Source organism: Arcticibacterium sp., assembly GCF_055134445.1.
This window is the reverse complement of record NZ_JBSRVI010000083.1, coordinates 75,005-99,598: the sequence shown is the minus strand read 5'-3', so window position 1 is coordinate 99,598 and position 24,594 is coordinate 75,005. Positions and strand designations below refer to the sequence as shown.

At 39.1% G+C, this 24,594-nt stretch carries 24 protein-coding genes; 11 read left to right on the top strand and 13 right to left on the bottom strand.

Annotation, left to right across the window (positions count from 1 at the left end; genetic code table 11):
• Positions 1 to 384: a DUF4296 domain-containing protein gene (locus tag ACTBZY_RS10920; protein ID WP_463046374.1), complete on the bottom strand. Its 384-nt coding sequence runs from the start codon at positions 382 to 384 to the stop codon at positions 1 to 3.
• A gap of 163 nt (positions 385 to 547) precedes the next feature.
• Here ACTBZY_RS10920 and ACTBZY_RS10915 point away from each other — a divergent pair, with 163 nt between their 5' ends.
• The 5 genes from ACTBZY_RS10915 (at position 548) to ACTBZY_RS10895 (ending at position 8,244) form a co-directional block, all read left to right on the top strand.
• Positions 548 to 1,408 carry a DUF58 domain-containing protein gene (locus ACTBZY_RS10915; RefSeq protein ID WP_463046373.1) on the top strand — a complete coding sequence of 287 codons (861 nt, stop codon included), beginning with the start codon at positions 548 to 550 and terminating at the stop codon, positions 1,406 to 1,408.
• Positions 1,405 to 2,313, top strand: coding sequence for a hypothetical protein (locus tag ACTBZY_RS10910; protein WP_463046372.1), 909 nt, complete (start codon positions 1,405 to 1,407; stop codon positions 2,311 to 2,313). Before ACTBZY_RS10915 ends, ACTBZY_RS10910 begins: the two co-directional genes overlap by 4 nt.
• A gap of 11 nt (positions 2,314 to 2,324) precedes the next feature.
• The gene (locus tag ACTBZY_RS10905) at positions 2,325 to 2,960 is read left to right on the top strand and encodes a NeuD/PglB/VioB family sugar acetyltransferase (protein ID WP_463046371.1); all 636 of its coding nucleotides are present in this window, start codon (positions 2,325 to 2,327) and stop codon (positions 2,958 to 2,960) included.
• A 162-nt stretch (positions 2,961 to 3,122) separates the two neighbouring features.
• A complete protein-coding gene (locus ACTBZY_RS10900; protein WP_463046370.1) occupies positions 3,123 to 6,575 on the top strand; it encodes a pyruvate carboxylase in 3,453 nt (1,150 codons plus the stop codon).
• Positions 6,576 to 6,705: 130 nt separating this feature from the next.
• Positions 6,706 to 8,244 carry a SulP family inorganic anion transporter gene (locus tag ACTBZY_RS10895; protein ID WP_463046369.1) on the top strand — a complete coding sequence of 513 codons (1,539 nt, stop codon included), beginning with the start codon at positions 6,706 to 6,708 and terminating at the stop codon, positions 8,242 to 8,244.
• Between the two features lie 270 nt (positions 8,245 to 8,514).
• Here the strand turns inward: ACTBZY_RS10895 and ACTBZY_RS10890 are convergent, their stop codons facing one another.
• On the bottom strand, positions 8,515 to 9,462 hold the full coding sequence (locus ACTBZY_RS10890) for an N-acetylornithine carbamoyltransferase (protein WP_463046368.1): 948 nt from the start codon (positions 9,460 to 9,462) through the stop codon (positions 8,515 to 8,517).
• A gap of 186 nt (positions 9,463 to 9,648) precedes the next feature.
• Positions 9,649 to 10,410 carry a hypothetical protein gene (locus tag ACTBZY_RS10885; protein ID WP_463046367.1) on the bottom strand — a complete coding sequence of 254 codons (762 nt, stop codon included), beginning with the start codon at positions 10,408 to 10,410 and terminating at the stop codon, positions 9,649 to 9,651.
• Positions 10,411 to 10,520: 110 nt separating this feature from the next.
• Between ACTBZY_RS10885 and ACTBZY_RS10880 the strand changes: the two genes are divergently transcribed.
• On the top strand, positions 10,521 to 11,339 hold the full coding sequence (locus tag ACTBZY_RS10880) for a ZIP family metal transporter (RefSeq protein WP_463046366.1): 819 nt from the start codon (positions 10,521 to 10,523) through the stop codon (positions 11,337 to 11,339).
• Position 11,340: 1 nt separating this feature from the next.
• Here ACTBZY_RS10880 and rimK read toward each other — a convergent pair whose 3' ends face one another.
• Positions 11,341 to 12,216 (bottom strand): 30S ribosomal protein S6--L-glutamate ligase, encoded by an 876-nt coding sequence (gene rimK / locus ACTBZY_RS10875; RefSeq protein WP_463046365.1) that lies wholly within the window; start codon positions 12,214 to 12,216, stop codon positions 11,341 to 11,343.
• Positions 12,213 to 12,620, bottom strand: coding sequence for an ATP-dependent zinc protease family protein (locus ACTBZY_RS10870; protein WP_463046364.1), 408 nt, complete (start codon positions 12,618 to 12,620; stop codon positions 12,213 to 12,215). Before ACTBZY_RS10870 ends, rimK begins: the two co-directional genes overlap by 4 nt.
• Positions 12,621 to 12,784: 164 nt before the next feature.
• Here ACTBZY_RS10870 and ACTBZY_RS10865 point away from each other — a divergent pair, with 164 nt between their 5' ends.
• Both ACTBZY_RS10865 and ACTBZY_RS10860 read left to right on the top strand, forming a co-directional pair.
• Entirely contained in the window at positions 12,785 to 13,876 is a 1,092-nt protein-coding gene (locus tag ACTBZY_RS10865; RefSeq protein WP_463046363.1) for a Gfo/Idh/MocA family protein, read from the top strand.
• 71 nt (positions 13,877 to 13,947) lie between these two features.
• A complete protein-coding gene (locus ACTBZY_RS10860) occupies positions 13,948 to 14,142 on the top strand; it encodes a YqaE/Pmp3 family membrane protein (protein WP_463046362.1) in 195 nt (64 codons plus the stop codon).
• Here ACTBZY_RS10860 and ACTBZY_RS10855 read toward each other — a convergent pair.
• The 3 genes from ACTBZY_RS10855 to ACTBZY_RS10845 all read right to left on the bottom strand — a co-directional run bounded on the left by ACTBZY_RS10855 (position 14,139) and on the right by ACTBZY_RS10845 (position 16,659).
• Positions 14,139 to 14,807, bottom strand: coding sequence for a hypothetical protein (locus tag ACTBZY_RS10855; protein WP_463046361.1), 669 nt, complete (start codon positions 14,805 to 14,807; stop codon positions 14,139 to 14,141). The two genes, ACTBZY_RS10860 and ACTBZY_RS10855, sit on opposite strands and share 4 nt — an antisense overlap.
• A gap of 272 nt (positions 14,808 to 15,079) precedes the next feature.
• Positions 15,080 to 15,904: a nucleoside triphosphate pyrophosphohydrolase gene (gene mazG / locus ACTBZY_RS10850; protein WP_463046360.1), complete on the bottom strand. Its 825-nt coding sequence runs from the start codon at positions 15,902 to 15,904 to the stop codon at positions 15,080 to 15,082.
• A gap of 83 nt (positions 15,905 to 15,987) precedes the next feature.
• On the bottom strand, positions 15,988 to 16,659 hold the full coding sequence (locus ACTBZY_RS10845; protein ID WP_463046359.1) for a thioredoxin family protein: 672 nt from the start codon (positions 16,657 to 16,659) through the stop codon (positions 15,988 to 15,990).
• Positions 16,660 to 16,931: 272 nt separating this feature from the next.
• On the opposite strand from ACTBZY_RS10845, the gene ACTBZY_RS10840 reads away from it, so the two are divergent.
• Entirely contained in the window at positions 16,932 to 18,428 is a 1,497-nt protein-coding gene (locus ACTBZY_RS10840) for a zinc-binding dehydrogenase (protein WP_463046358.1), read from the top strand.
• A gap of 23 nt (positions 18,429 to 18,451) precedes the next feature.
• A complete protein-coding gene (locus ACTBZY_RS10835; RefSeq protein ID WP_463046357.1) occupies positions 18,452 to 19,162 on the top strand; it encodes a 2-phosphosulfolactate phosphatase in 711 nt (236 codons plus the stop codon).
• On the opposite strand, the gene ACTBZY_RS10830 is transcribed toward ACTBZY_RS10835, so the two are convergent.
• The gene (locus ACTBZY_RS10830; protein ID WP_463046356.1) at positions 19,159 to 20,004 is read right to left on the bottom strand and encodes an AraC family transcriptional regulator; all 846 of its coding nucleotides are present in this window, start codon (positions 20,002 to 20,004) and stop codon (positions 19,159 to 19,161) included. The two genes, ACTBZY_RS10835 and ACTBZY_RS10830, sit on opposite strands and share 4 nt — an antisense overlap.
• A gap of 26 nt (positions 20,005 to 20,030) precedes the next feature.
• A complete protein-coding gene (locus ACTBZY_RS10825; protein ID WP_463046355.1) occupies positions 20,031 to 20,975 on the bottom strand; it encodes a glycosyltransferase family 2 protein in 945 nt (314 codons plus the stop codon).
• Positions 20,976 to 21,167: 192 nt separating this feature from the next.
• On the opposite strand from ACTBZY_RS10825, the gene ACTBZY_RS10820 reads away from it, so the two are divergent.
• The gene (locus ACTBZY_RS10820) at positions 21,168 to 21,479 is read left to right on the top strand and encodes a DUF6787 family protein (protein WP_463046354.1); all 312 of its coding nucleotides are present in this window, start codon (positions 21,168 to 21,170) and stop codon (positions 21,477 to 21,479) included.
• Between the two features lie 87 nt (positions 21,480 to 21,566).
• Here ACTBZY_RS10820 and ACTBZY_RS10815 read toward each other — a convergent pair whose 3' ends face one another.
• From ACTBZY_RS10815 to ACTBZY_RS10805, 3 genes are all read right to left on the bottom strand, one after another.
• On the bottom strand, positions 21,567 to 21,929 hold the full coding sequence (locus ACTBZY_RS10815) for a helix-turn-helix domain-containing protein (RefSeq protein ID WP_463046353.1): 363 nt from the start codon (positions 21,927 to 21,929) through the stop codon (positions 21,567 to 21,569).
• Position 21,930: 1 nt separating this feature from the next.
• Complete coding sequence (locus ACTBZY_RS10810) at positions 21,931 to 22,233, bottom strand: type II toxin-antitoxin system HigB family toxin (RefSeq protein WP_463046352.1); 303 nt, start codon at positions 22,231 to 22,233, stop codon at positions 21,931 to 21,933.
• Between the two features lie 119 nt (positions 22,234 to 22,352).
• Positions 22,353 to 24,470: an outer membrane protein assembly factor BamB family protein gene (locus ACTBZY_RS10805; protein ID WP_463046351.1), complete on the bottom strand. Its 2,118-nt coding sequence runs from the start codon at positions 24,468 to 24,470 to the stop codon at positions 22,353 to 22,355.
• Between the last annotated feature and the right edge of the window lie 124 nt (positions 24,471 to 24,594).

The following is a 24,594-nucleotide window of genomic DNA, read 5'->3' as shown; positions in this document are numbered from 1 at the left end:
TTATTCTCTAGTTATTGGTTCTGCCATTTCTATTTCCTTTGCATCTGCTTCCTCCTTTTCCAACTTCGCCTCTACCTTGTCATATATTTCTGTAAACAACTTGGGGTATTTGGCATAATACTCGTAACTGTCATTATACTGTGTGCTGTCCACCCCATATTTTTCCCAAAGTTCTTTTTGGAGATACTCAAAAGCCACCGTTGCAGAATCATAACTGTTTAAGTTCAATCTGCCCACCCGAGACTCTATCAGATGACTTTCACTCACCAACTCCACCATCACATCTTCAGAGATAAGGTTATCAGGAGCATCACTATTACCACATGCACCTAAAAATGATGCCATAACAAAAACAGAAAATATTTTCAAAAACGTCGAAACCATAATATTTTAATAATCAGGTTCAAAAAAACTTTCGACTGATAAGCTGAACCTAAAATAGGCTCTGGAAATTATTATCAGAGAAACAAACTAACTTTGCCAAACAAAAGTAATCATTGCCCACGTTCTTCATTGTACCGCAGTTTATAAAAAAGCTTAACGCATTGTGAAAAAAATATTTTCCAGACTGGATAAATTTGAAATTAGAATTAGAAAAGCCGTCAACTCTCAGATGCACGGCAACTTCAGCTCTATATTCAAAGGTACTGGACTGGAATTTGCTGATTTAAGAACCTACCAATACGGGGATGATGTAAGAACCATAGATTGGATAACCACCGCAAAAGGTCACGGAGCCTATGTCAAAATCTTTAAAGAAGAAAAAGAGCAGACCGTTTTCTTTCTTTTAGATGTGAGTGCTTCGCAAAAGATAGGAGAAATGGGTCGAGCAAAAATAGACCGAGCAAAAGAAATTTGTGGCGTTTTGGCTCTTTCTGCCATTAAAGAATCCAGTCAAGTGGGCTTGTATGCCTTTTCTGATCAAAAGGAGCTTTACCTGAAGCCCAACACTGGAATGAAATATGCCTACAAGTTTATTTTAAAGCTATTTCAAAACATTCCTGTTTCAAACAAAACGAATATTGCCGAAGCTATAGGCTTCACCCTAAATATCCTTAGAAAGAAAAGTGTGATCATCATGATTTCTGATTTCCAAGATGAAAATTATCAGGATAATCTAAGGGCATTAGCCAAAAAGCACGATTTAGTAGTTCTTCATTTATTTGACCAAAGAGAAGTAAACCTTCCTCAGCTGGGACTAATTCCAATCAGAGACGCTGAAAATGATACCTTTCAATGGATAAATACCTCCTCTAAGAGCTTTAGAAAAGGGATGAAAGATACTTTTGAAGACAACAAAAAGAGTCTTGAAAAAGTCTGCAAACAGTACAAAGCCTCTTATCTTTCCATCTCCTCTACAGAAGACTTTGTACCACGTCTTATTGAGCTTTTCAGAATAAGAAAATGATAGTACTGACTCAAAAATATCGCCCCATATTAATCTTGGTTCTCCTTGGGTATTTATTTCCAATGGCCTCTTATGCACAAAACCCTCGCTTGAGCTTTCTTACTAAAAGAGCAACCGTGGGGCAAGACATTAAGATCTCTTTGGTATATGAACATGCCTCAAACAAAGATGTCTTCTTTCCAAATACCTCCAACTCCTTTAGGCCTTTTGAATTAATAAAGTCCGATTTTTTTCCTACGTACACAAAAGACACCGTTAGTACAGATAGCCTCGTTTACACCTTAAGAACCTTTCAAGTAGAGAAAAACCAAACCCTTTCCTTACCCGTTTGGACCATTTCTGGCTCAGATAGTACGGTGTTCTGGTCAAATGTGGACACCCTATCATTTTCAGAACTTGTTCCAGATAGCCTTTTACAAAATATGGAAGTCGTTTCGGGTATTAAGTTTATAGAAAAAGAGAAAGATGTCAATGTCTCTGTGGCTAATACCATTATTCTAGCTTCGCTTTTAGCACTTGGACTCTTGACTTTAATTTTTCAAGATAAGATAAAAAAACAGGTGCTACTTTACAGATTTAAGGAAAAGCAGAAGCTCTTTAATAAAAAGTTTCTACACTTAATGAAATCTGAACAGAGCCCAGAAAACCTTCAAAAGGTGATGTCGCTGTGGAGAAATCAAATGACATGGGTGGAAGACAAACCCTTTGACACGCTTTCTTCGGTAGAAATAGAAAAGGCCTCTGGTGAAACCGTAGGTCAAGCCGTAAGAGAAATAGAAACCAGCCTGTTTGGCGGGCAAAACTCCGAAAGAATCCCAGTAGCTTTACAAATCCTTTTCTCACACAGCAAAGACCGCTACCGAGGAAGGGTACTTATTTATAAAAACCAGCTTAAAAAATCATAACAGTTAGCAATATGGAAAATCCAGTAATTATTTTCGGTGCAGGAACTTTAGGTAAAATAGCCTTAGATATTTTCAATGAAAATAATGTACTTATATATGGCATTTTGGACGACAAAGTCGAAATTCACAACACCGAAGTAGGAAATGTGATGGTGATGGGATCTACAGAAGACGAAAATATTATTAAAATAATTGGTAAAAAGACAGAGGCGTTTTTAGCGGTAAAAAACCAAAAGGACAGAAAGCGATTAACAGAAATGCTTGCCACAAAGAGCAAGACCATGCCTATAAATGCCATTCATAAAGGCAGTATTATCTCCGAGGAAGCGGTCATCGGACATGGAAACCTGATAGCTGCAAACGCTGTGGTGGGCCCCTTTGCTACCATAGGTAATTTAAACATTTTAGGGTCATCCGTTACCATTGATGCCGAAGCCATTGTTGAAAATTATGTGGAAATAGGAAGTGGATCTGTCATAAATAGCGACGCTAAAATAGAAGAGGGTGCTTTTATTGGCTCAAATGTAACTGTGGTATCCGGTGTCATCGTAGGCAAAAACGCCAGGGTAGGTGCGGGCTCGGTGGTTATTGAAAATGTACCTGAAAACGCAACCGTTTTTGGCAACCCCGCTAAGGTTCTTGGATAGATTAAACTAATTTTCACCAAAATTGAATTATTTAAAGATTTCTTTTAGATTATAGACACAAAAATTGATAGAATTAGTAGCTACTGCTAACTTCGTTAGTTTTTATAATGTTAATTCCTATAATTAACGTCAATATATTTCGATTTTACCCCATCCTCTTAGATGAAAGATTACGTACAACCAATAAAGAGATTATTAATTGCTAACCGAGGAGAGATTGCCATTCGTATCATGCGGGCGGCCTCAGAGTTAGGTATAACCACTGTTGCACTATATACTTATGAAGATAGGTATTCTTTGCACCGTTATAAAGCGGATGAAGCGTATCAAATAGGTGCAAACGAAGAGGCTTTGCAACCTTATTTAGATATTGACGGTATTATTCAACTGGCCAAGTTGAAAAAAATCGATGCCATTCATCCAGGTTATGGCTTTTTGTCGGAAAACGTGGAATTGGTAAGAAAATGCCAAGCTGAGGGTATCATCTTTGTAGGCCCAGAACCAGAAGCTATGGATGCTTTAGGTGACAAGGTTGCTGCAAAAAACATGGCGGTAAAAGCAGGAGTTCCTTTGATTCCTGATTATAGAGGAGACATTCCTTCCCCAGAGTTTGCTTTAGAAAAAGCAAAAGAAATAGGCTTCCCTATGATGGTAAAAGCCGTGGCTGGTGGAGGAGGAAGAGGAATGCGTGTAGTACACAGCGAAGAAGAATTCCCAAAAGCCTACTCAGAAGCAAAAAACGAAGCCAAGACGGCTTTCGGAAACGACGTAGTATTCCTTGAGAAATTTGTCATAGACCCTAAACACCTTGAAGTACAGCTTTTAGGTGATAAACACGGGAACCTCATACACCTTTATGAAAGGGACTGCTCTGTTCAGCGTAGGTTCCAAAAGGTTATTGAAATAGCTCCCTCTATAGGGCTAAAGAAAGAAACGCGTGAAAAACTTTACGAATACGCCATTAAAATGGGTAAGGCCGTAAACTATTCTAATGCGGGTACAGTAGAATTTCTAGTAGACAAAGAGGAAAACGTATATTTCATTGAAGTTAATCCTCGTATTCAGGTAGAGCATACCATTACAGAAGAAATTACAGGCGTTGATATCGTAAGAACTCAGTTGTTGATAGCCATGGGCTACAAACTTTCTGATAACGGCATATACATACACAACCAGGATGAAGTTCCTCTTAAAGGGTACGCCATCCAGTGTAGAATTACCACAGAAGACCCTGCTAACGGGTTCAAACCAGACTTTGGTACTATCATAGCCTACAGAAATGCAGCTGGTTTTGGAATAAGACTGGACGAAGGAAGTGCCTACCCTGGCATGAAAATTTCTCCTTACTTTGACTCTATGATTGTGAAAGTGACCGCTAGAGGAAGAACCCTTAAAGGTGCGGCTCAAAGACTTTCAAGAGCTTTAGTAGAATTCAGAATCAGGGGTGTTAAAACCAATATTCCTTTCCTGAGCAATGTTATCAACGACTTAGAATTCCAAAAAGGAAATGCAAGGGTCACTTTTATAGCGAATCGCCCAGATTTATTAGAATTTCGTAAACCTAAAGATCGTTCAACAAGAGCTATGAGCCTATTGGCAGATGTGATTGTGAACGGAAATCCAACTTTAGGGAAAGTTGAAAAAAGAGACTTTGAACTTCCTAAGGTTCCTTTAATTGATCCTTTTGAGCCCTATCCAAACGGTAATAAGCAAAGGCTAGAAAGCATGGGTGCAGATAAATTTGCACAATGGGTAAAAGAGCAGAAGTCTATTTTATATACAGATACCACTTTTAGAGATGGGCATCAGTCCTTACTAGCTACAAGAGTTAGAACTACAGATATGATGGCCGTGGCAGAAGGTTTTGCAAAAAACTTCCCTCAGCTATTTTCTATGGAAGTTTGGGGTGGAGCCACTTTTGATGTAGCCATGCGTTTTCTTTACGAAAGTCCATGGAGACGTCTTCAGGAGTTTAGAGAGGCCATGCCAAACATGCTTCTTCAAATGCTTTTAAGAGGTTCTAATGCCGTAGGATATACCGCATATCCAGACAATTTGGTAGAAAGCTTTATTGAGAAATCTGCTGAAAACGGCATAGACGTTTTCAGAATTTTTGATTCGCTGAACTGGATTGAATCCATGAAGTTGAGTATCAGAACGGTAAGAGAAAGAACCAACTCTCTGGCAGAAGCAGCAATTTGCTACACGGGTGAAATGCTGGATCCAAACCAGAAAAAATATACCCTTCAATACTATCTAGACATGGCTCGCCAGCTAGAAGATGAAGGAGCTCATATTATTGCCATTAAAGATATGGCTGGGCTTTTAAAACCTTATACCGCAGAGGTTCTGGTTAGAGAAATGAAAAAGGCCGTGAATTTGCCAATACATTTGCATACGCACGATACCGCTTCTATTCAGCCTGCTACTTATTTAAAAGCTACCGAATCTGGCGTAGATATTATTGACTGTGCTCTTGGTGGTCTTTCTGGACTTACTTCTCAGCCAAACTTTAACTCTGTTGTGGCCATGTTAAAAGGCAGCGAGCGTGAGTGTGAGATAGATCTTGCAAAGTTAAATCAGTACTCTAATTACTGGGAAGATGTAAGAGAAATGTACTATCCGTTTGAATCTGGTTTAAAGTCTGGAAGTGCGGAGGTTTATACCCATCAAATGCCAGGAGGTCAGTATTCAAATTTAAAATCACAATCTATCTCATTGGGTTTAGGAGACAAGTTTGACTTATTGAAACAAAATTATAGCACTGTAAATGACCTTCTAGGAGATATCGTTAAAGTAACGCCTTCTTCTAAAGTTGTGGGTGATATGGCCTTGTTTATGACTTCTAATAGCATAGACGCAGACGACATCTTCAAAAAAGGTGATACCATGTCTTTCCCAGAATCTGTCAAAGGATTTTTCAAAGGAGATCTAGGTCAGCCCTATGGTGGCTTCCCAGAAAAACTACAAAAAATTATCCTTAAGGATGTAAAACCTTACACAGAGAGACCAAACGCTCATTTGGAGCCTTTAGACTTAGAAGGGGAGTTCAAACAATTTCAGATAGATTTCCCAAACAGTGACGGATACTTAGACTTCTTATCTTACAAACTTTATGATAAGGTATACGAAGACTTTCACGAAAACAGAGAGAAGTTTGGTGACGTTAGTCTAATTCCTTCTCATGCATTCTGGTATGGCTTGCATCAGAATCAGGAGATCATGGTGAAAATAGAAGAGGGTAAAACTATTCTAGTAAGATACCTTTATACCTCTGAACCAGATGAAGAAGGTAAAAGAAATGTAAGTTTTGACCTTAACGGACAAGCAAGAAAAATCCGAGTGAGAGACAGAGCTCTTAAAGTTACAAAACCTACCAATAAGAAAATCGGTAAAGAAGGTGATATTGGAGCTCCGCTTCAAGGTCGAATCTCTAGAATACTGGTTAAAAAAGGTGATGAGGTGGCTAAAAATACGCCGCTATTTGTTATCGAAGCCATGAAAATGGAGTCTATTGTAGCTTCTCCTTTTGAAGGAGTGATAGCTTCTGTACAGCTAGAACAAGGTTCTGTGGTGGAGCAAGACGACTGGGTAGTAGAGATAGAAAAAGCGTAATAGCAGGAAAAAAGTATAAGCTTGGCAGTTTTCATTTTGCAGCTTTTCGTCCGTCAGGGTGCGAAGTTGTGAAATGGAAACTGCCAATTTTAATTATAGATTCTTAATAGAAAATAACAAACCATAATAAATGAGTCAAGTATTTGCTCTTTTCGACCTGAAACAGAAGGTTGATTATAAAAACGAAATATTATCGGGACTAACTGTAGCCTTGGCCTTAATTCCCGAAGCTATTGCTTTTGCCTTAATTGCAGGGTTACATCCTCTTACAGGACTTTACGCCGCATTTACCATAGGAATAATAACCTCAGTATTTGGTGGAAGACCTGGAATGATTTCTGGGGCTACAGGGGCGATAGCGGTGGTCATTGTGGGCTTAGCCAAAATGCACGGCGTAGAATATATTTTTGCTACGGTAATCCTTGCGGGTATTATTCAAATGGCAGCCGGTCTCTTTAAGCTAGGAAAATTTATCCGATTAGTACCACATCCTGTGATGTTCGGTTTTGTAAACGGTCTGGCTATTGTCATTTTTATGGCTCAACTGAGCTCTTTTAAGGTTCCAGCATTAGATGGCACATTAGAATGGATGCAAGGGGTTCAGCTGTATCAAATGGTGGGTTTAGTACTCTTAACGATGTTGATTATTTGGGGACTTCCTAAACTAACTAAAGTAGTCCCTTCAGGCCTTACGGCTATTTTGGTCATAACAGCCATTGTGATTGGTTTTGGATTACAGACGAAAACCGTGGGAGACATCAGTTCTATAAGCGGAGGCTTCCCTCCTTTCCATATTCCAGAAGTACCTTATAACCTAGAAACGCTTAGCATCATATTCCCTTTCGCTCTGATAGTGGCAGGTGTTGGTCTTATCGAAAGTTTGTTGACGTTAAATCTAATTGATGAAATTACAGAGACAAGAGGACGAAGTAACAAAGAGGCTATTGCTCAGGGATTAGCAAATACGGTCACTGGCTTTTTCTCTGGAATGGGTGGCTGTGCTATGATTGGACAAAGTCTTATCAACATTTCTTCAGGAGCCAGGGCTAGGCTTTCCGGGATTGTGGCATCTGTAATGCTATTGGTGTTTGTAATGTTTGGAGCAGAATATATTGAGCAAATGCCTATGGCAGCTCTAGTTGGTCTTATGTTTATGGTGGCCATAGGTACATTTGAATGGGCCAGCTTTAAAGTGATAGGTAAAATGCCAAATCATGACATTCTGGTAGGAATGCTGGTAGCAGCGATTACCGTTCTTTTACACAATCTAGCCTTGGCAGTTCTTATAGGTGTGGTTATCTCTGCTTTGGTATTTTCTTGGGAAAATGCAAAAAGAATTAGAGCTAGAAAATATACCGATAATGACGGCGTAAAACATTACGAAATTTATGGCCCGCTTTTCTTTGCATCCACCCAGGCCTTCACCGATAAATTTGAGGTTCACTCCGACCCGGACCAAGTGATTATAGACTTTAAAGAAAGCCGTGTAAACGACATGTCTGGCATTGAAGCTTTAAATAAACTAACAGAACGCTATCAAAAAGCAGGAAAAGAAGTTCATTTAAAACATTTGAGCCCTGACTGTAGAAAGCTTTTAGCCAATGCTGAGGACATCATCGATGTAAACATTATTGAAGATCCTACTTATAAAGTGGCTGTGGAGCTTTAAACCCGAATTATGCTGGGTTATCGTTATGAGTTTTAAAGTACAATAAATCAGATAATTAAAGGAAATTAGCATAGCACCGCTATGGTGATTGAGTTTAAATAGGTTTACGTACTGATTTGAACCAATTTAGCTACGGTCCCGATAAAATCGGGAGATTGCCTAATGCATAAAGCGGGTTAAAGCGAACCAGTTTTCATAAAAGAATCCCCTTCCTAAATAAATTAGAAAGGGGATTCTTTAGTTTTATAGCTATAAAAAAAATCAAACGTTCTACAAATCCTCCAAAATCTTCTTCAAGGCAGCTTGAACAGACCAAACCCTGTTTCCTGCCTGCTGAATGACCACAGAGTTTACGGAATCAATAACGGCATCTTCCACTATCAGACCTCTACGCACTGGTAAACAATGCATAAATTTGGCATTATCTGTCAATGCCATCTTCTCCTCAGAGATAATCCAATCCTCATTTCCTGGAAGCACCTTACCGTAAGCTGTGAAAGAAGACCAGTTTTTAGCATAGATAAAGTCTGCACCCTCAAAAGCCTCCACTTGGTTATGTGTTACCCTGGCATTTCCAACAAACTCCGGAGCTAAGTCATATCCTTCAGGGTTGGCAATCACGAAATCGTATTCTGTCTGGTTAAGCCACTCGGCAAACGAGTTCCCTACCGCCTGTGGCAAAGGCTTAATATGTGGAGCCCAAGTCAACACCACCTTAGGTCTTGTCTTACTTTTTAACTCTTCTATTGTAATTAAATCTGCCAATGACTGGCATGGGTGTCTGGTGGCAGATTCCAAGTTCACAATAGGCACTCCTGACAACGCTCGAAAGCTTTCCAAAACCAACTCTTTATAGTCCTCCTCGGCGTCTGTAAGACCCGCAAATGCCCTCACCCCTATAATGTCTGCATATTGACCAATAACCGCAGCAGCCTCTTTAATATGCTCTGCTTTGTTACCGTTCATTCTTACGCCATCTTCAAACTCTAATTGCCAACTGTCTGAACCCACGTTCATCACAATGACATTCATGCCCAAATTAATTCCAGCCTTTTGCGTACTGAGACGTGTTCTCAAGCTCGAGTTAAAAAATAAAAGAACCAATGTCTTATCCTTACCCAAAGTTCGATTTGCTAAAGGATTTGCCTTCTGGGCAATTCCTTCATTTACTAAATCTTGGATATTTGGAACATCTGAAGGCTTTATAAAGTGTTTCATCTTATGCGTTTTTGAATAAAGAGAGACAAAGTTAGCAGAATGCCATTTACGGAACACTTTCTCCTTAAACAAATAAGACAAAGTGGTCAAATCTACCAATAAGCGGTTGGTAAGACCACTACAAAAACGCCGCAACTCTAAAGAGATGCGGCGAATAATTTTATTTAAGGAGAAAGTGTTTTTCTACTAACGACTCGTTTCAAAAATGAAATGAGCTAGCTTCTTATAGTCTTCGTCTTCTTTTAGCCTATTTTTCGAATTCTTGAAATAGTGTTTTCCATCAATCCCTAAAGAGCTCACTAAAGCCATTGCTTCCTTTTTAGAATCAATAGGCACTAACGTTTTAGACTTGCCATCCCAAAAGTGAAAATGTTCTTTTTGGTTAATAATAGGATCTTTGCTACCAATATCCAGAGCGGCGTTATAATCACCTCTTTGCACAGTGATTTCCTTAGACTTAAGAAACGCAATATCATCTTTTGCACCTAAAAGCTCGAAAAAGCCTTTCACATTCTTGCTCTCAAACTCTTTAGGATTAATAAATTGAGATACCTCATCATCGTCATTCAAGCTAAGTATATTAGAAACCTTGCTGGTTTCAATAATTTTAATTTCTTCACCGAACTTGAACTCCACATTGTTATTCCAGAGGTCAAACCTCATTTCCACTCCAAGCAAGCTATCAAGCTCAACCGTTTCTCCACCCGGAACGCTATATTGTTGCTGGTAAAAATAAACAGCACCCTTTTGGAATTCTTCTTCCCAAAAGTACTTAGAATTGACATCTGACCCACCACTGGTCAAACCATACATTGCCGTTCTTCCTCCTACACTAATGTCTACATCTGAATGTCTAGATTGCGTCAACCAATTCTGAGATAAGATGTTTTGTGCGGATAGATTAAGGCTTAAAAAAGAGATAAAAGAGAGTGTTATTATTGTTTTCATATATCATTAAATGTTGCTCAAATATCGTTATAATGCTGTTTTAATGAAAGTTCTCTAAATAGTTTGTATCTTCGGGTTTTCAAATAATATTTTTAGATTTATCTAAATTAATGGACAAGTTATCCTTCCTTCTAGATTATAACCCCGTTCTTCTGGCACTCATCGCCACACTTTTCACTTGGGCTCTTACTGCCCTTGGAGCGAGTCTCGTTTTTTTCTTTAAAAAAATTGATCAAAGAGCCTTAAATCTGATGCTTGGGTTTGCCGCAGGCGTCATGATAGCGGCCAGTTTCTGGTCATTATTGGCTCCAGCTATTGAAATGGCAGAAGAAAACGGAACCGATGGGTGGATACCTGCAGTGGTGGGATTCTTACTAGGAGGAGCATTTCTTTATGGCATAGACAAAACACTTCCTCACCTTCATCTTAACCGTTCCATGGATAAGGCAGAAGGCATAAAAACATCATGGCAAAGGAGTGTTCTATTGGTGTTAGCCATTACACTTCATAACATTCCCGAAGGCTTGGCGGTGGGCGTTGCTTTTGGTGCATTAGCCCTTAACCCAGACATGGGTCTTCTCACTGGTGCTATAGCCTTAACCATAGGCATTGGTATACAAAACTTCCCTGAGGGAGCTGCCGTTTCTGTTCCATTAAGAAGAGAAGGTTTTTCTAGACTAAAAGCATTCAACTATGGTCAGATGTCGGGCATGGTAGAACCCATTGCTGGCGTTTTAGGAGCTTTACTAGTGCTTCATGTTACACCAATACTTCCATATGCTCTAGCTTTTGCTGCCGGTGCCATGATATTCGTTGTGGTAGAAGAACTTGTTCCTACTTCCCAAACAGGAGATCAAACAGACCTTTCTACCATAGGAGCTATGATAGGTTTTGCCGTCATGATGTTTTTAGATGTAGCTCTTGGGTAATTTACTCAACGTTTCTTTCTATATAACGTATAATAGATTTTGCAATATCCTTACCTGTAGCTCTTTCAATGCCCTCTAAGCCCGGAGAAGAATTAACCTCCATAATCTTAGGACCACTGTTTGATCTTAACATATCTACTCCAGCGACTCCAAGCCCTAAAACCCTAGCGGCCTTTAAAGCTGTATTCTCTTCTTCATCGGTAAGTTCCACGACTTCTGCCGTACCTCCTCTGTGAAGGTTAGATCTAAACTCACCTTCTTTTCCTTGGCGTTTCATTGCTCCAACTATTACGCCATCAACCACAAAAGCCCTAATGTCTGAGCCATTGGCCTCCTTAATAAACTCTTGGACAATAACCCTGGCCTGTAAACCTTGAAAAGCGTCCAAAACAGAAGTAGCAGCACTTTTGGTTTCCGCCAAAACCACGCCTACACCTTGGGTACCTTCCAATAACTTAATAATACACGGAGCTCCTCCTACTTTATCAATAATCCGCTCAGTGTCTTTAGAGTAATTCGTAAAAACAGTTTTAGGCAAGCCCAATCCCGCTCTTGCCAATACTTGAAGGCTTCGTAGTTTATCTCTACTTCTTACCAAGGCCTGAGACTCAATGGTAGTAAAGACTTTCATCATTTCAAACTGCCTTACCACTGCTGTACCATAAAAAGTAACCGAAGCCCCAATTCTAGGAATAATAGCATCCACATCGCTTATAAAAGCCCCATTATAAAAAACTTGAGGTTTCTTTTTTTCTATAACTAGATCGCACTTTAGCGGACTAATAATCAAGACCTCATGACCCCGTTGTTCGCCCGCCTCTTTTAATCTCTTGGTAGAATATAAATTCGCATTTCTAGAAAGAATTACAATCTTCATTTATTTAAAATATTTTTATGAGATACGTCAACAATGTACTTTTTTCTCAAAAATTTCCTTCCGAGCAAAAGTGGCGATCTCATATCTTTTCTGTTTGTTAAAGTGAGTTTAATTTTTGAAGTTTCAGAGCCAATAGTTATTTCTGTCGAAACCAAATATCTTTCTTCCTCTATACCATTTGAACTTTTAACTCTTTTTTTACTAAACTCAGTAAAAATGATGTTTTGAATTCCATTTTCAGGATTATCTGGATTAAGAAATTCACAAGAAATACTGTTCTCCTTTTCTTCTATATTTTCGCAGTGCATGCTAGAGGTATATGCCCCTGTATCTATTTTAGCTTTTACATGAAATAGACCTAATTCTGGTAGGTCTATCCATTCATTTCTTCCTATGGTTTTCAATCCTTCTTTCGTTTCAGATCGAAAAGTAGTTCACTTTTATCAATTCGTCTGCCTCTGTCTCTTTTTTCTTATAAATATTTTTTCCTCTCCCGTTTCAATTTTGAAATTAGGCGTAATAGACAGTATCTTTAAATAAGTGTAACTCAATTGAAACAAAAAAAAACATGAATTCAAGTCGTCGCTCATTCGTAAGGAATACAATCATTGCAGCATCTGCCACCGCCTTTTCTCCCAATGTACTTCTAGCCGCCACCAGACCTAAAAAGGAAAAGCTCGGTGTAGCTTTAGTGGGTCTAGGATACTACAGTAAAGATCTGATCGCCCCTGGCTTGTTAAACACTAAACATTGTGAACTAAAGGGAATAGTAACAGGAACCCCCTCCAAGATACCCGAATGGCAACAAAAATATGGTATCGTTGATAAAAACATCTACAGTTACGACAACTATGACCAAATAGCCAACAACCCAGACATTGACATTATTTATGTGGTTCTTCCACCTTCCATGCATAGAGAATATACCGTAAGAGGTGCCGAAACAGGCAAACACATATGGTGTGAAAAACCAATGGCTCCTTCTGAAAAAGATTGTCAAGCCATGATAGACGCATGTAAAAAAAACAAGGTGGGTTTATCCATAGGTTATAGATGCCAGCACGATCCTAATATTCAGGCTTACCAAAAAGTAATGAGGGAAGGAAAGTTTGGTAAAGTAAGAATGATTAACTCGGCCGCTGGATATTTTGAGGGAAGAACAGACCATTGGAAACAGAAAAAAGCCATGGGTGGTGGTGTTATGGGTGACATGGGCGTTTATGCCATCCAAGGAGCCAGACTCGCTTCTGGTGAAGAGCCTATTTCTGTTAAGGCACATATCATGACCACCAGACCAGACATTTATCACGAAGTAGAAGAAACAGCCGTTTATGTATTAGAGTTTCCAAGCGGGGCTATGGCTACTTGTCATTCTAGTTTTGGTGTCAGCATGAATTACCTACAAGTTAATTACGAGAAAGGCTGGCTTAAAATGGAACCACAGTCTGGCTATGGCGGAAACAAAGGAAGCATGTCTGACGGTACTCAAATCTATACGCCTATAGATCGCCAGCAACCCTTGCAAATGGATGACGACGCTCTAGCCATCATAAATAAAACTGACTACTTATGCCCCGGAGAGGAAGGTTTGGCAGACATCAGGGTGGTGGAAGCCGTTTTGAAATCTGGAGCTAATGGCGGCTGTGAAGTAAAACTCTAATCAACCGTTCATCAAAATCTTGTCCATAATTTAAAGAACAGCTGTTAATATTGACTTATAATTATAAAGCTATGATATTAATTGCTGTTCTTTTGCCTTGGCTCTCCTTCTTCTTAAGAGGTAAAATTCTCAGAGGTATACTGTGTTTATTTCTTCAACTCACCCTAATAGGGTGGCTTCCAGCGGCACTTTGGGCCGTAGCTTCTAGGGTAGATGGTAAAAATGAAACAAGGTATAGGCGTATGAATCGAAGAATGAGAGCCTAAGGCTCTACAATTAAATAAGTAAAACTAGGATAATCCACAAACCCTCTGCTTAGCAACGGTATAACCTCGTTTTCGAAATACCCCAAAAACTGCTGTTTGTTCAGTCCATCTTTCTTTTCACTAGAAACGCCTCTTTTAGTATAACTTAAAAGTTTATTCAAGGTCAATTCTGAAGTAATGCTATCTTTCTCTTGGATGGTAGCATTGAAAACAAGAACAAATTCACCATCATATCTTATCCTAAATTCATTATGGTCTAATGGATTAACATCGAGTGTATCGATGCCTTGATATCTCATTTCTTTTGTCAACAGTTCTTCTTTTGAAAAAGGTAGCGTATAGATCGTATTAAATTCCCAATTGGGTTCCACATATATTTGGGGTTGGGAAGTTGCGAAAAATGCAAAAACGGACAAGAAAGAAAAGGCATATTTCATGAAATTGCCTAAACCACCAACACTTTTTTGAGAAATGATATAACACTTATACGAAATAGGTGAAACCAACAAAGCAAACAAATCTGTCCAATCTAAAACCCTACCCAAACCTAGACCGAAGAGCTGATTAATAGCATAAATAAGGGCAGATGAGTGCTCCAACTTCCAAAAAACAAATAATAAGGCGGTGCCGATGTATATCCATTTTTCATACTTTCTAAAGAGCAAACTTCAAAACCAAGGAAATATTAGAAGTCCCACAAAGTCTGATAGCTTCCCGGTAAAAGTGTTATGGAAAATCGGCTTAAAATAAAAGTCGTTCAATAACAACAACAGGAGCGAAAGGGTAAATACACCAAATATAAAAGAAGGTTTAGTGTTGCTCATAGCTATGGATGGTCTTTTAAGATAAACGACACACTGTTAGCGGTATTGGTATATTAGGTACAATCCAATTCTACGAGAATCACCTATTTCCTGTAACAGGAAATAATTGGATTTTAACCCAAGGTCTTGGCTTCCTCCCAATAAACGTCCATTTCTGCTAAAGTCATATCAGATAATTCTTTGTTAGACCCCTTGGCTTTAGATTCTAAATATTGAAAACGCTTTATAAACTTCTTATTGGTTCTTTCTAAAGCCGTTTCAGGGTTTATTTCTATAAATCGAGCATAATTTACCAATGAAAAAAGCACATCTCCAAATTCGGCTTCCGCCTCCTCTACATTTATTTTCTCTGACTTTTCGGTGTCAAACTGCTCTTTAAACTCTTGAAGCTCTTCTTCTACCTTAGCCCAAACTTGAGCTTTTTCTTCCCAGTCGAAACCTATACCTCTAGCCTTTTCTTGAATTCTCATGGCCTTGACTAAGGCAGGCAAAGAAGTAGGAACCCCACCTAAAACAGACTTATTGCCCTTTTCTTTTAGTTTCAGTTTCTCCCAATTTTGTTTTACCTCCTCCTCATTTGCTACTTTTACATCACCATAAATATGGGGATGCCTTGAAACAAGTTTTTCACAAATTCCGTGAAGCACATCTGAAATATCAAACGCATTTTTCTCAGAGCCAATTTTGGCATAAAACACCAGATGGAGCATAATGTCTCCCAATTCCTTTTTCACTTCTTCCAAATCACCCTCCAAAATAGCATCGGAAAGCTCATAGGTTTCTTCAATGGTTAAGTGGCGAAGACTCTCCAACGTTTGTTTCTTATCCCAAGGACACTGCTCCCTTAGCTCGTCCATGATAGTTAACAGCCTATCAAAAGCCACTAGCTGGTTCATTCTTTCTGGCGAAAATAACTTTGGAGAAGACGGAATTGACATATTACTCTTTTTTTGATTCAAATCTAATAAAAAAGGGTCGCCCGTATGGACAACCCTCTTTCAAATCACATATTTTACTATGATTACAAATTATTTCTCCAGCTCATGGCACAGCCAATAGGACGGGTATTTTGTGTAACCACAGGCTTGTTAACAAGTATGTTATCCACGGCTTGCTCCACATATTTATTCCCTACCAAACCTTCATTTTTCGGACTGTCGTCAATAGCTCCAATGTATCTCACAATATACTTTCCAGCACTTTTCTGTAAAACATACGCATGTGGATTTCTCTGAACGCCATATTTTTGACCCACACCCTTGTCATCTACCAGATAAGGAAAGGCATATCCCCTTTCAGTAGCTCTCTTTTTCATGTTTTCATAATTGTCTTCTTCATAAGCCTCTGGGTCGTTAGGATTGATAGCAATAAGCTGAAAACCCAAGGGTGTATACTTTGAGTTTAAAGCCACCAACCTTTCCTCATAAGCCTTTGAAAAAGGACAATGATTACACGTAAAAACAAGAATAAAGCCTTTTGCAGAGCTAAAATCACTTAAAGACACCATTCTACCATCCACATTTTTCAATTTAAAATCGATGGCTTCATCTCCAACAGCATAGCCAGACTGCTGCGGACCTAGCAAACCTAAAGCCTCAAGTTTTACTTCTTTGGCCTTAGCCTGTTTAAAAAAGTAGGTCCCGAAAGCACCTATCAACAGTGCAAAACATGCTATAAATATATTCTTCTTCATTTTCTATTCCATTGGTTTAACAAGCGGAAAGCTATATTAAAAGTAACATCTAACTTTCAATTAAAAATTCAATACCTCAAAATTGTGTTTAAACAATTAGGGTTCTCTGCTATATGTACTGCCAAAAAGCCCAAAATATATAACATCCCGAAATTATAAACGATTCTTAACATTTTATTATTTACAAAAACCTCTCCTTTTTTGAATTCTTTGAAGATTTTGTTCAATTTTTCGTATCTAGAACTCACTTTTATCAAAAACCCCTGAATAATATGAAAGCCATTTTATGCGAGAAACATGGTAAGCCTGACTCCTTAACCTTTACAGAGACTGAAGCACCCACGGCTAAAGCCAACGAAATACTTGTTACCGTTAAGGCCTGTAGTGCCAATTTCCCAGACACGCTTATTATTCAAAACCTTTATCAGTTTAAGCCAGAATTACCATTTTCTCCAGGAGCAGAGGTTTCTGGAATTGTAAAAGAAGTAGGCCATGATGTAAAAGGTTTCAAAAAGGGAGATAAAGTACTTTCCCTATGTGGCTGGGGTGGTTTTGCAGAAGAAGTGGCAGTAGATTTTAAAAGAGTCTTTCCAATGCCTAAAGGTATGGACTACGTAACGGCGTCTTCTCTCATGTATAATTATGGTACTTCTTACCATGCCCTAAAAGACAGAGCCAAACTCCAAGAGGGAGAAACGCTTTTGGTTTTGGGAGCCGCTGGTGGCGTGGGACTAGCAGCGGTGGAGTTAGGAAAAGTAATGGGGGCAAGAGTAATAGCCGCGGCTTCCACTGCAGAAAAACTTCAAGTATGTAAAGAAAAAGGAGCCGACGAACTTATAAATTACACAGAAGAAGACCTAAAAGATCGTGTACAGGAGCTAACCAACGGAAAAGGGGCGGATGTTGTTTACGACCCTGTTGGTGATAAATGGACCGAAACCGCAGTAAGATCCACCGCTTGGAACGGTCGTTACCTTGTCGTTGGATTTGCCGGAGGCAATATCCCTAAAATTCCGCTAAACCTTCCTCTACTTAAAGGATGCTCTATTATGGGGGTTTTCTGGGGCAGATTCACCTCAGAGCAACCCGCTCTTTCTATAAAAAACATTCAGGAGTTGGGCGTATTCTACATGAAAGGAAAAATCAAACCGCATATCTACAAACTTTACCCTCTTGAAAACGGAATAGACGCCCTTAATGACCTAATGAACCGAAAGGTGACGGGCAAGGCGGTAGTAATTACCTGCTCGCCAAAAGAAGCTACCGAAAGCGAAAGCATTATACCTCAGCAGTCTAAATCACAAGAAAAAACTGAAATACTAGCATTCCAAAGTCCGCAATCGGTTCTGGCTTGGGTAGGCAATCCACTTGGGAAAAGCCCATGGTTAAAAGTGACTCAAAGCATGATAAATGAATTTGCGGAAGCCACATTAGATAAACAATGGATTCACATCGATGAAGACAGAGCTCAATCTTCTGTTTTTGGCAGCACGATTGCCCATGGCTACTTAACGCTATCCCTTATTCCTAAATTAATGGCCGGAATATACAGTGCTCCATTTTCCAAGATGGGTATAAATTATGGCACAGAAAAGGTGAGATTCCTTCATCCTGTTCCCGCCAATAGTTACATAAGGCTTTCTGGACAGCTAAAATATGCCTCCATTTCTAAAAACGGCGGTTTAAAAATGATAGTAGAAGCCACCATAGAAATTCAAGGAATTGAAAAACCCGCGTGTTATGCAGAGGTAATTAGCGTTTTAAATTAAAGTGCTTTTGTATTTTTGCGGCTATGAAAAGAACCATTGATGTTTGCCTTACGCCTGAGTTAATTAACCAACACGACTTAACGGGAAAAATAGCCGTTGTGGTGGATGTATTTCGAGCCACATCTTGTATGGTGGCAGGACTCGCCAATGGTGTAGCGTGCATTAGACCAGTTCTAGAAGTAGCGGAATGTCTGCAATATCAAAAAAATGGCTACTTGGCAGGTGGTGAAAGACATGCTCAAAAGATAGCAGGATTTGACCTTGACAACTCTCCTTTTAGCTATATGACCGAAGATGCTAAAGGTAAAAAAATAGCGATGACCACTACCAATGGGACATTAGCCATTAACAGGGCAAAACCCACTGCCGCCGAGGTTTTAGTCGCTTCGTTTTCTAATTTAAGCCCCACCTCTGATTATCTAAAAAGTCAGGATAAAGATGTTTTAGTTATATGTGCAGGCTGGAAAGGAAGACCTGGTTTAGAGGATATTCTTTTTGCGGGAGCACTAGTGAAATCTTTGGCAGACAGTCACCAAAACGAAGAGGACTCTACCTATTTGGCTTTAGATTCTTATAAAGCAGCAGAAAACGATTTGTTAGAATACCTCCAAAGAGCCAGCCATTTGAAAAGACTGAAGAGCCTAGGCGGAGAAGATATTCCTTTTTGCTTGGAAAAAGACCAATTTAAGGTGGTGGTTCATTTGGTTGGAGACGAACTTTATCTGAAAAGTTAATATTTGGAGGGCGTTTTTCCGTACGTCTCTTTAAAGACTTTTATAAAATGAGAGATGCTCTCAAAACCCACCTCCTCGGCTATTTCAGAAACATTTTTGTCGCTATTTTTTAGTAAAAACGCGGCTCTGCTTAATCTTTTATTTCGAATCCAAGAAGCTGGAGACATATGAAATTGCTCTTGAAAATCTCTTTTAAACCCTGAAAGACTTCTGCCAGATAGTTTTGACAACTCGCCTATGGTAAAAGGTTTCAAATAGTAATTCTGCATTAAATACCCCAAATCCTCTTTTTCTCCTCTATAAATAAGCTTCAACAAACCTCTTAGTCTATTGCTGTTATCAAACTCCAAAAGGTGAAGCAAAAGCTCATGTAGCTTAAGCTTCAGAAACTGATTCAGGTATTTCGTTTTAGATTTAAAATAAGGTAAAACAGACTCCGCAAACTTCCCGAATTTTTCGTCTGAATGAAGTACTAATAAGGCGGAATTGTCAAAATGAGTTTTGCCATCTTCTGGAAAAAGCTCAATGTTTTGATCCACAAAGTCTTTGATAAGCTTATCTTCAATAAAGAAAACTAAGCTTTTGTACGACTCATCTATAGATTCTGACATGAGGTAATAACCTCTCCTAATAAAAAATACATCACCTTTTCTTACGGTGACGTCCGATTCGGAATTGGCAAACTTCTTTACGCCTTCCAATACATATATTACCGCGTTTTCCTCAAAAAAAACTTCATTTTTAGAAGGGTACACGTCACTTCTATAAGCCACAAAAGTCAACTCCTGAATTTTCAGGGACTCAAACTGGTTTGCCGCTATTTCTGACGGTACTCTTAGCATTTACAACATGTTATTAAAAAACGATGTTACTTTTTCTCAAGGATTTCATCAATCACAAAAAATGGCCTTCTTTTTACTTCAATGTAAATTCTGCCAATATACTCTCCAAGGATTCCAAGAATAATCAAAGTAACCCCTCCTAAAAAGTACATTCCTACGGTCAAAGTAGTGGTTCCTGGAATTTCCGCTGGTGTATGACCCAAAACTTTAAAGCCTATCATTCTGTGAAGCACGAAGAAAAAACCTACTATAAACGATGGTATGGCTATGATAAAACCAAAGTATGTGGCCAATCTTAATGGCACATTTGAGAAACCAAAAAGACCATCCAAGGCTAATTCTAGTAGCTTTTTGAAAGTATATTTCACTTCTCCTGCAGCTCTTTCGGCTCTTTCGTATTTAACGCCAATCTGTTTAAAACCTGCGTAGGCACGCAAACCTCTAACAAAACGGATTTGCTCCGGCATTTCTTTGACAATCGCATTGACGACTTTTCTATCCATCACACAGAAATCACCTGAATCAAGTGGAATGTCAATGTCTGAAATAGCCGCCAACATTCTATAAAAAGCCGCGTAAGCCAGTCTTTTGAAAAAGCCCTCTTTCCTTTTGGTTCTTATGGCATAAACCACGTGATAGCCTTCACGCCATTTATTCAAAAACCTATAAAGCTCTTCTGGCGGGTCTTGTAAATCGCCATCCATAATAACCACGGCGTCGCCTTTGGCCTCCTGAATACCTGCCGAAATAGCCGGCTGATGTCCAAAATTTCTAGAAAGCTTGATTAAACGCACACGGGCATCTTTCTCTATCAGGTCTATTATGATTTCTAGCGAACCATCAGATGAACCATCATCCACCAACACAATCTCATAATCTTCCTTCCAGGAAGGTGCTGCGGCGGTTAGTCGTGCATAGAGGTTAGGGATGTTTTCCTCCTCATTAAAAATCGGAATTACGATAGAAATCATTATATGCTATTAAAGATGCTTTGCAAAAATAGAGAAATTAAGAATGTGGTTTAATTTTTAACAGAATGCTTTAACCCGGTTTATGTATTCTGTTCATCATATTCTGAATGCAATTAATGATGTTCTAACAAAACCAAAGTAAATAAGCCTAGTTTTCTTTTGAAATTGTACTTTTGCCCCACAATTATGATCATGGAGAAACTTAAGGAACGTTGGGGCTTAACATCAAACTGGCAGGTATTGGCCATTATAGTCGTATTTTCTATTAACGGCTCTTTTGCCACTTGGGTAGCCAAACCTGTTACCGCATTTTTTGGCCTAAGTCCAGAAACTACGGAGCCATACATTCTTTATTTGTTCTTTAGAATCCTCTTAATCTTCCCAATTTATCAACTAACCTTACCGCTTGTAGGATGGGTATTTGGTCAATTTAAATTCTTTTGGGCTTTTGAAAAGAAGATGCTTCGCAGAATTGGCTTTAAGAAGTTTTTTCCGGAGGACTAATTAGGCGTCGCAAACGCCACATAAGAATCTCCCGACTTGTCGCTCTTTCCTCCTCAGCAGATTCAAAAAAACTACTCTTTATTTTAATCAAGAAGCCAATAAGGTTTCTGCAGGAATACCGAAGTTTTTATAAAGTGATTTTATCATTTTTAGCGTCAATGGTTTCTTCCTATTTAAAACCTCTGAAACCCTTGATTTTGTACCGAAATATTTCACTAAATCTTTCTGGGTCAAGTTGTTTTCTTCCATCTTGTACTTGATCGCCTCTATTGGATCCAGCTGTGGCATTGGATAGTGTTCCGCTTCATATTTTTCAATCACTAATACAAGTAACTCAAAAACATCACCCTCTTTGGTATTAGGTTTTGCGTCCCAAACTTTTTCAAGTGCCTTTAAAGTTGCTTTATACTCAACTTCGTTTTTTATTGGCTTTATTTTAAAGTCTTCCATATTAGTAACGTTCTATCGTTTTTGCATCTATTTTGTCGTACTCTTTATGTGTGCCTACGAACTTTACCCAACACGCTCTAAACTCATAATTGAAGGCAACAATTAGCCTAAATTTGTTCTTGGCGATGTTAAAAACTATTCTTTCATTTCCTACATAATCAGCACCTTTAAAATCAGCAATCACCTCCTGTGGCGTATTGTAGTTAAAAGAACTCATTTTTTCGTACCAAGAAAGTAAACCAGTTTTTGAATCAGGATGCGTTTCCCAACAGTTCTTTAAAGTACTCTTTGCGATTATTCTCATAAACATACAAAGCTAACAAAAGTTCCAATATTTGGAACAGGCTTTAGGGGTTTTTGTTAGTTTTAGAATACTATCAATATTTGTTTATCCAAAACAAAACTTTAAGACTGAAAGGACAATCAATCCGGCAAAGCAAACGCCACATAAGAATCTCCACTTTTATCTCCTTTTCCTCCTCCACAGGCAATCACCACGTATTGCTTGCCTTTCCATTCGTAAACAGCTGGCGTGGCATGACCGCCCGCAGGTAATTTTGTTTCCCAAAGCACCTTTCCTGTTTTCTTGTCAAAGGCCCTAAACATTTCGTCTTCTGTAGCTCCTATAAAAATTAAACCTCCTTTAGTGACCACTGGGCCACCATAGTTTTCTCTTCCTGTAATAGGAATTCCTTTGGCAGTTAGCTCTGGAAATTCGCCTAAAGGCGTTTTCCAGAGAATCTTACCTGAGTTTAAATCAATGGCGTTTAAAGTACCCCATGGCGGGTTTATTCCTGGGTAACCGTCTTTGGTCAAAAACCTCTTATAGCCGTTCATCAGATAAGGCGTTATCAACTTTTCTTTCCCTCCACTCATTTCCTTTTTGACGCCTTTCTCCTCTTTGTCCAATAAAAAATTCACAATGGCGTCTCTTTCATGCTGCGGCAAATGTCTAAACGCTGGCATGCCACCCTTTCCACTTTTTAAGATCTTATGAATTCCCTCTTCCGAATATTTCCCCGAAATACCAATAAGCCTAGGAAAAGCGGGAACATTTCCGCTTCTATCGGCTCCATGACAGTTTGCACAGTTGTTTGCATAAATGCTACTTCCGTTAATCTCCCCTTTTTTAAGTTTTGCCGCCTCATTAGGAATCATTTCTATGAGCCATGGCATTTCATTGGCATTGACATACATAATGCCACTTTCTGGGTCAACGGCAGCCCCCCCCCATTCTCCGCCGCCATCAAAACCCGGGAAAAGCAAAAAGGGCCTTTGCTGGCTTGGTGCCAACCACATATTGCCATACTCAACTCCCTTAATCATTTCTTTGGTTTCGGCAGCTAGCTCTGGCGTAAGACTAAGCAAATCGGATTTCTCTAAACGTTGACGCATAAAAGCCATTGGCAACGTAGGAATAGGTTGCGTTTGCGAAGGGAACTCTCCATCCATTGTATTTGCTACTATTTTCTTTTCTTGAATCGGAAAAACAGGCTCTCCAGTTGCTCTATCAAAAACGAAAACAAAACCGTGTTTTGTGATTTGTGCTATGGCATCAATCTTTTTACCATCCTTATTTATGGTAACCAAATTAGGGTTTGAAGGAATATCTCTGTCCCAAACATCATGATGAACAATTTGATAATGCCAAACTCGCTCTCCCGTAGTAGCATTTAAAGCTATTAAACTATTGGCAAAAAGGTTATCTCCTTTTCTGAATCCACCCCAAAAATCATAGGTGGCCGAACCCGTGGGCACATACACAATGCCTCGCTCCTCATCCAGTGTCAAACCCGCCCAGTTGTTTGCTCCACCTATTTTATCCACAAACTTCTCGTCCCAAGTGTCAAAACCTAGCTCTCCTTTCCGAGGAATGGTATGAAAAATCCATTCTTGCTTACCCGTTTTTACATTATATGCTCTAATGTGCCCAGGTGCTGCATCCAGACCTTCAGAAAGACGCATTCCCATAATGATCTTATCTCCATAAATAATTCCTGGTGTGTTAGAGACCACCAAAAATTGCTCTTCTGGGTCATCAGATAAACCTATTTGCAAGTCTACTTTTCCTTTGTCTCCAAAACTCAAATCAGGCTTACCCGTTAAAGCATCTACGGACATCAAAAAACTTCCTGCACTAAAAAGAATTCGTTGTGTAACGCCTTCCTTAAAATAAGTGACACCTCGGTTGGTGCCTGCCCAAGAGTTTTCTCCGCCCAAAACCTCAAAAGGGTCAAAACGCCAAATCTCTTTTCCTGTTGCTACATGAAGAGCTACTAAGCTTAGTTTTGGTGTGGTGGCATATAAAATGCTATCGACAATGATGGGTTGACATTGAATCTGCGACTTTTCTGTGGCATCGCCTGTGTGATATTCCCATGCTACATCTAAATTTTTAACATTTTCTATATTAATCTCTTCCAATGAAGAATATCGGGATGCATCCTTGGTCCCTCCATAATTTTCCCACTTAGCGTAATCTGTATTTTCACAAGAACCGAAAAGTAAAAGAGCTGAAGTAAAAAGAAGAAACTGTTTCATTAGGGTTGTTTTTGAATAATATTGGCTCGATAGCACTGCTCTGAATTGATAAATAAAATCAATTTCATAGCTTTGGATAAATATAACTGATTTCTCAACAAGTGATGTTGGTTTTATTTAACGA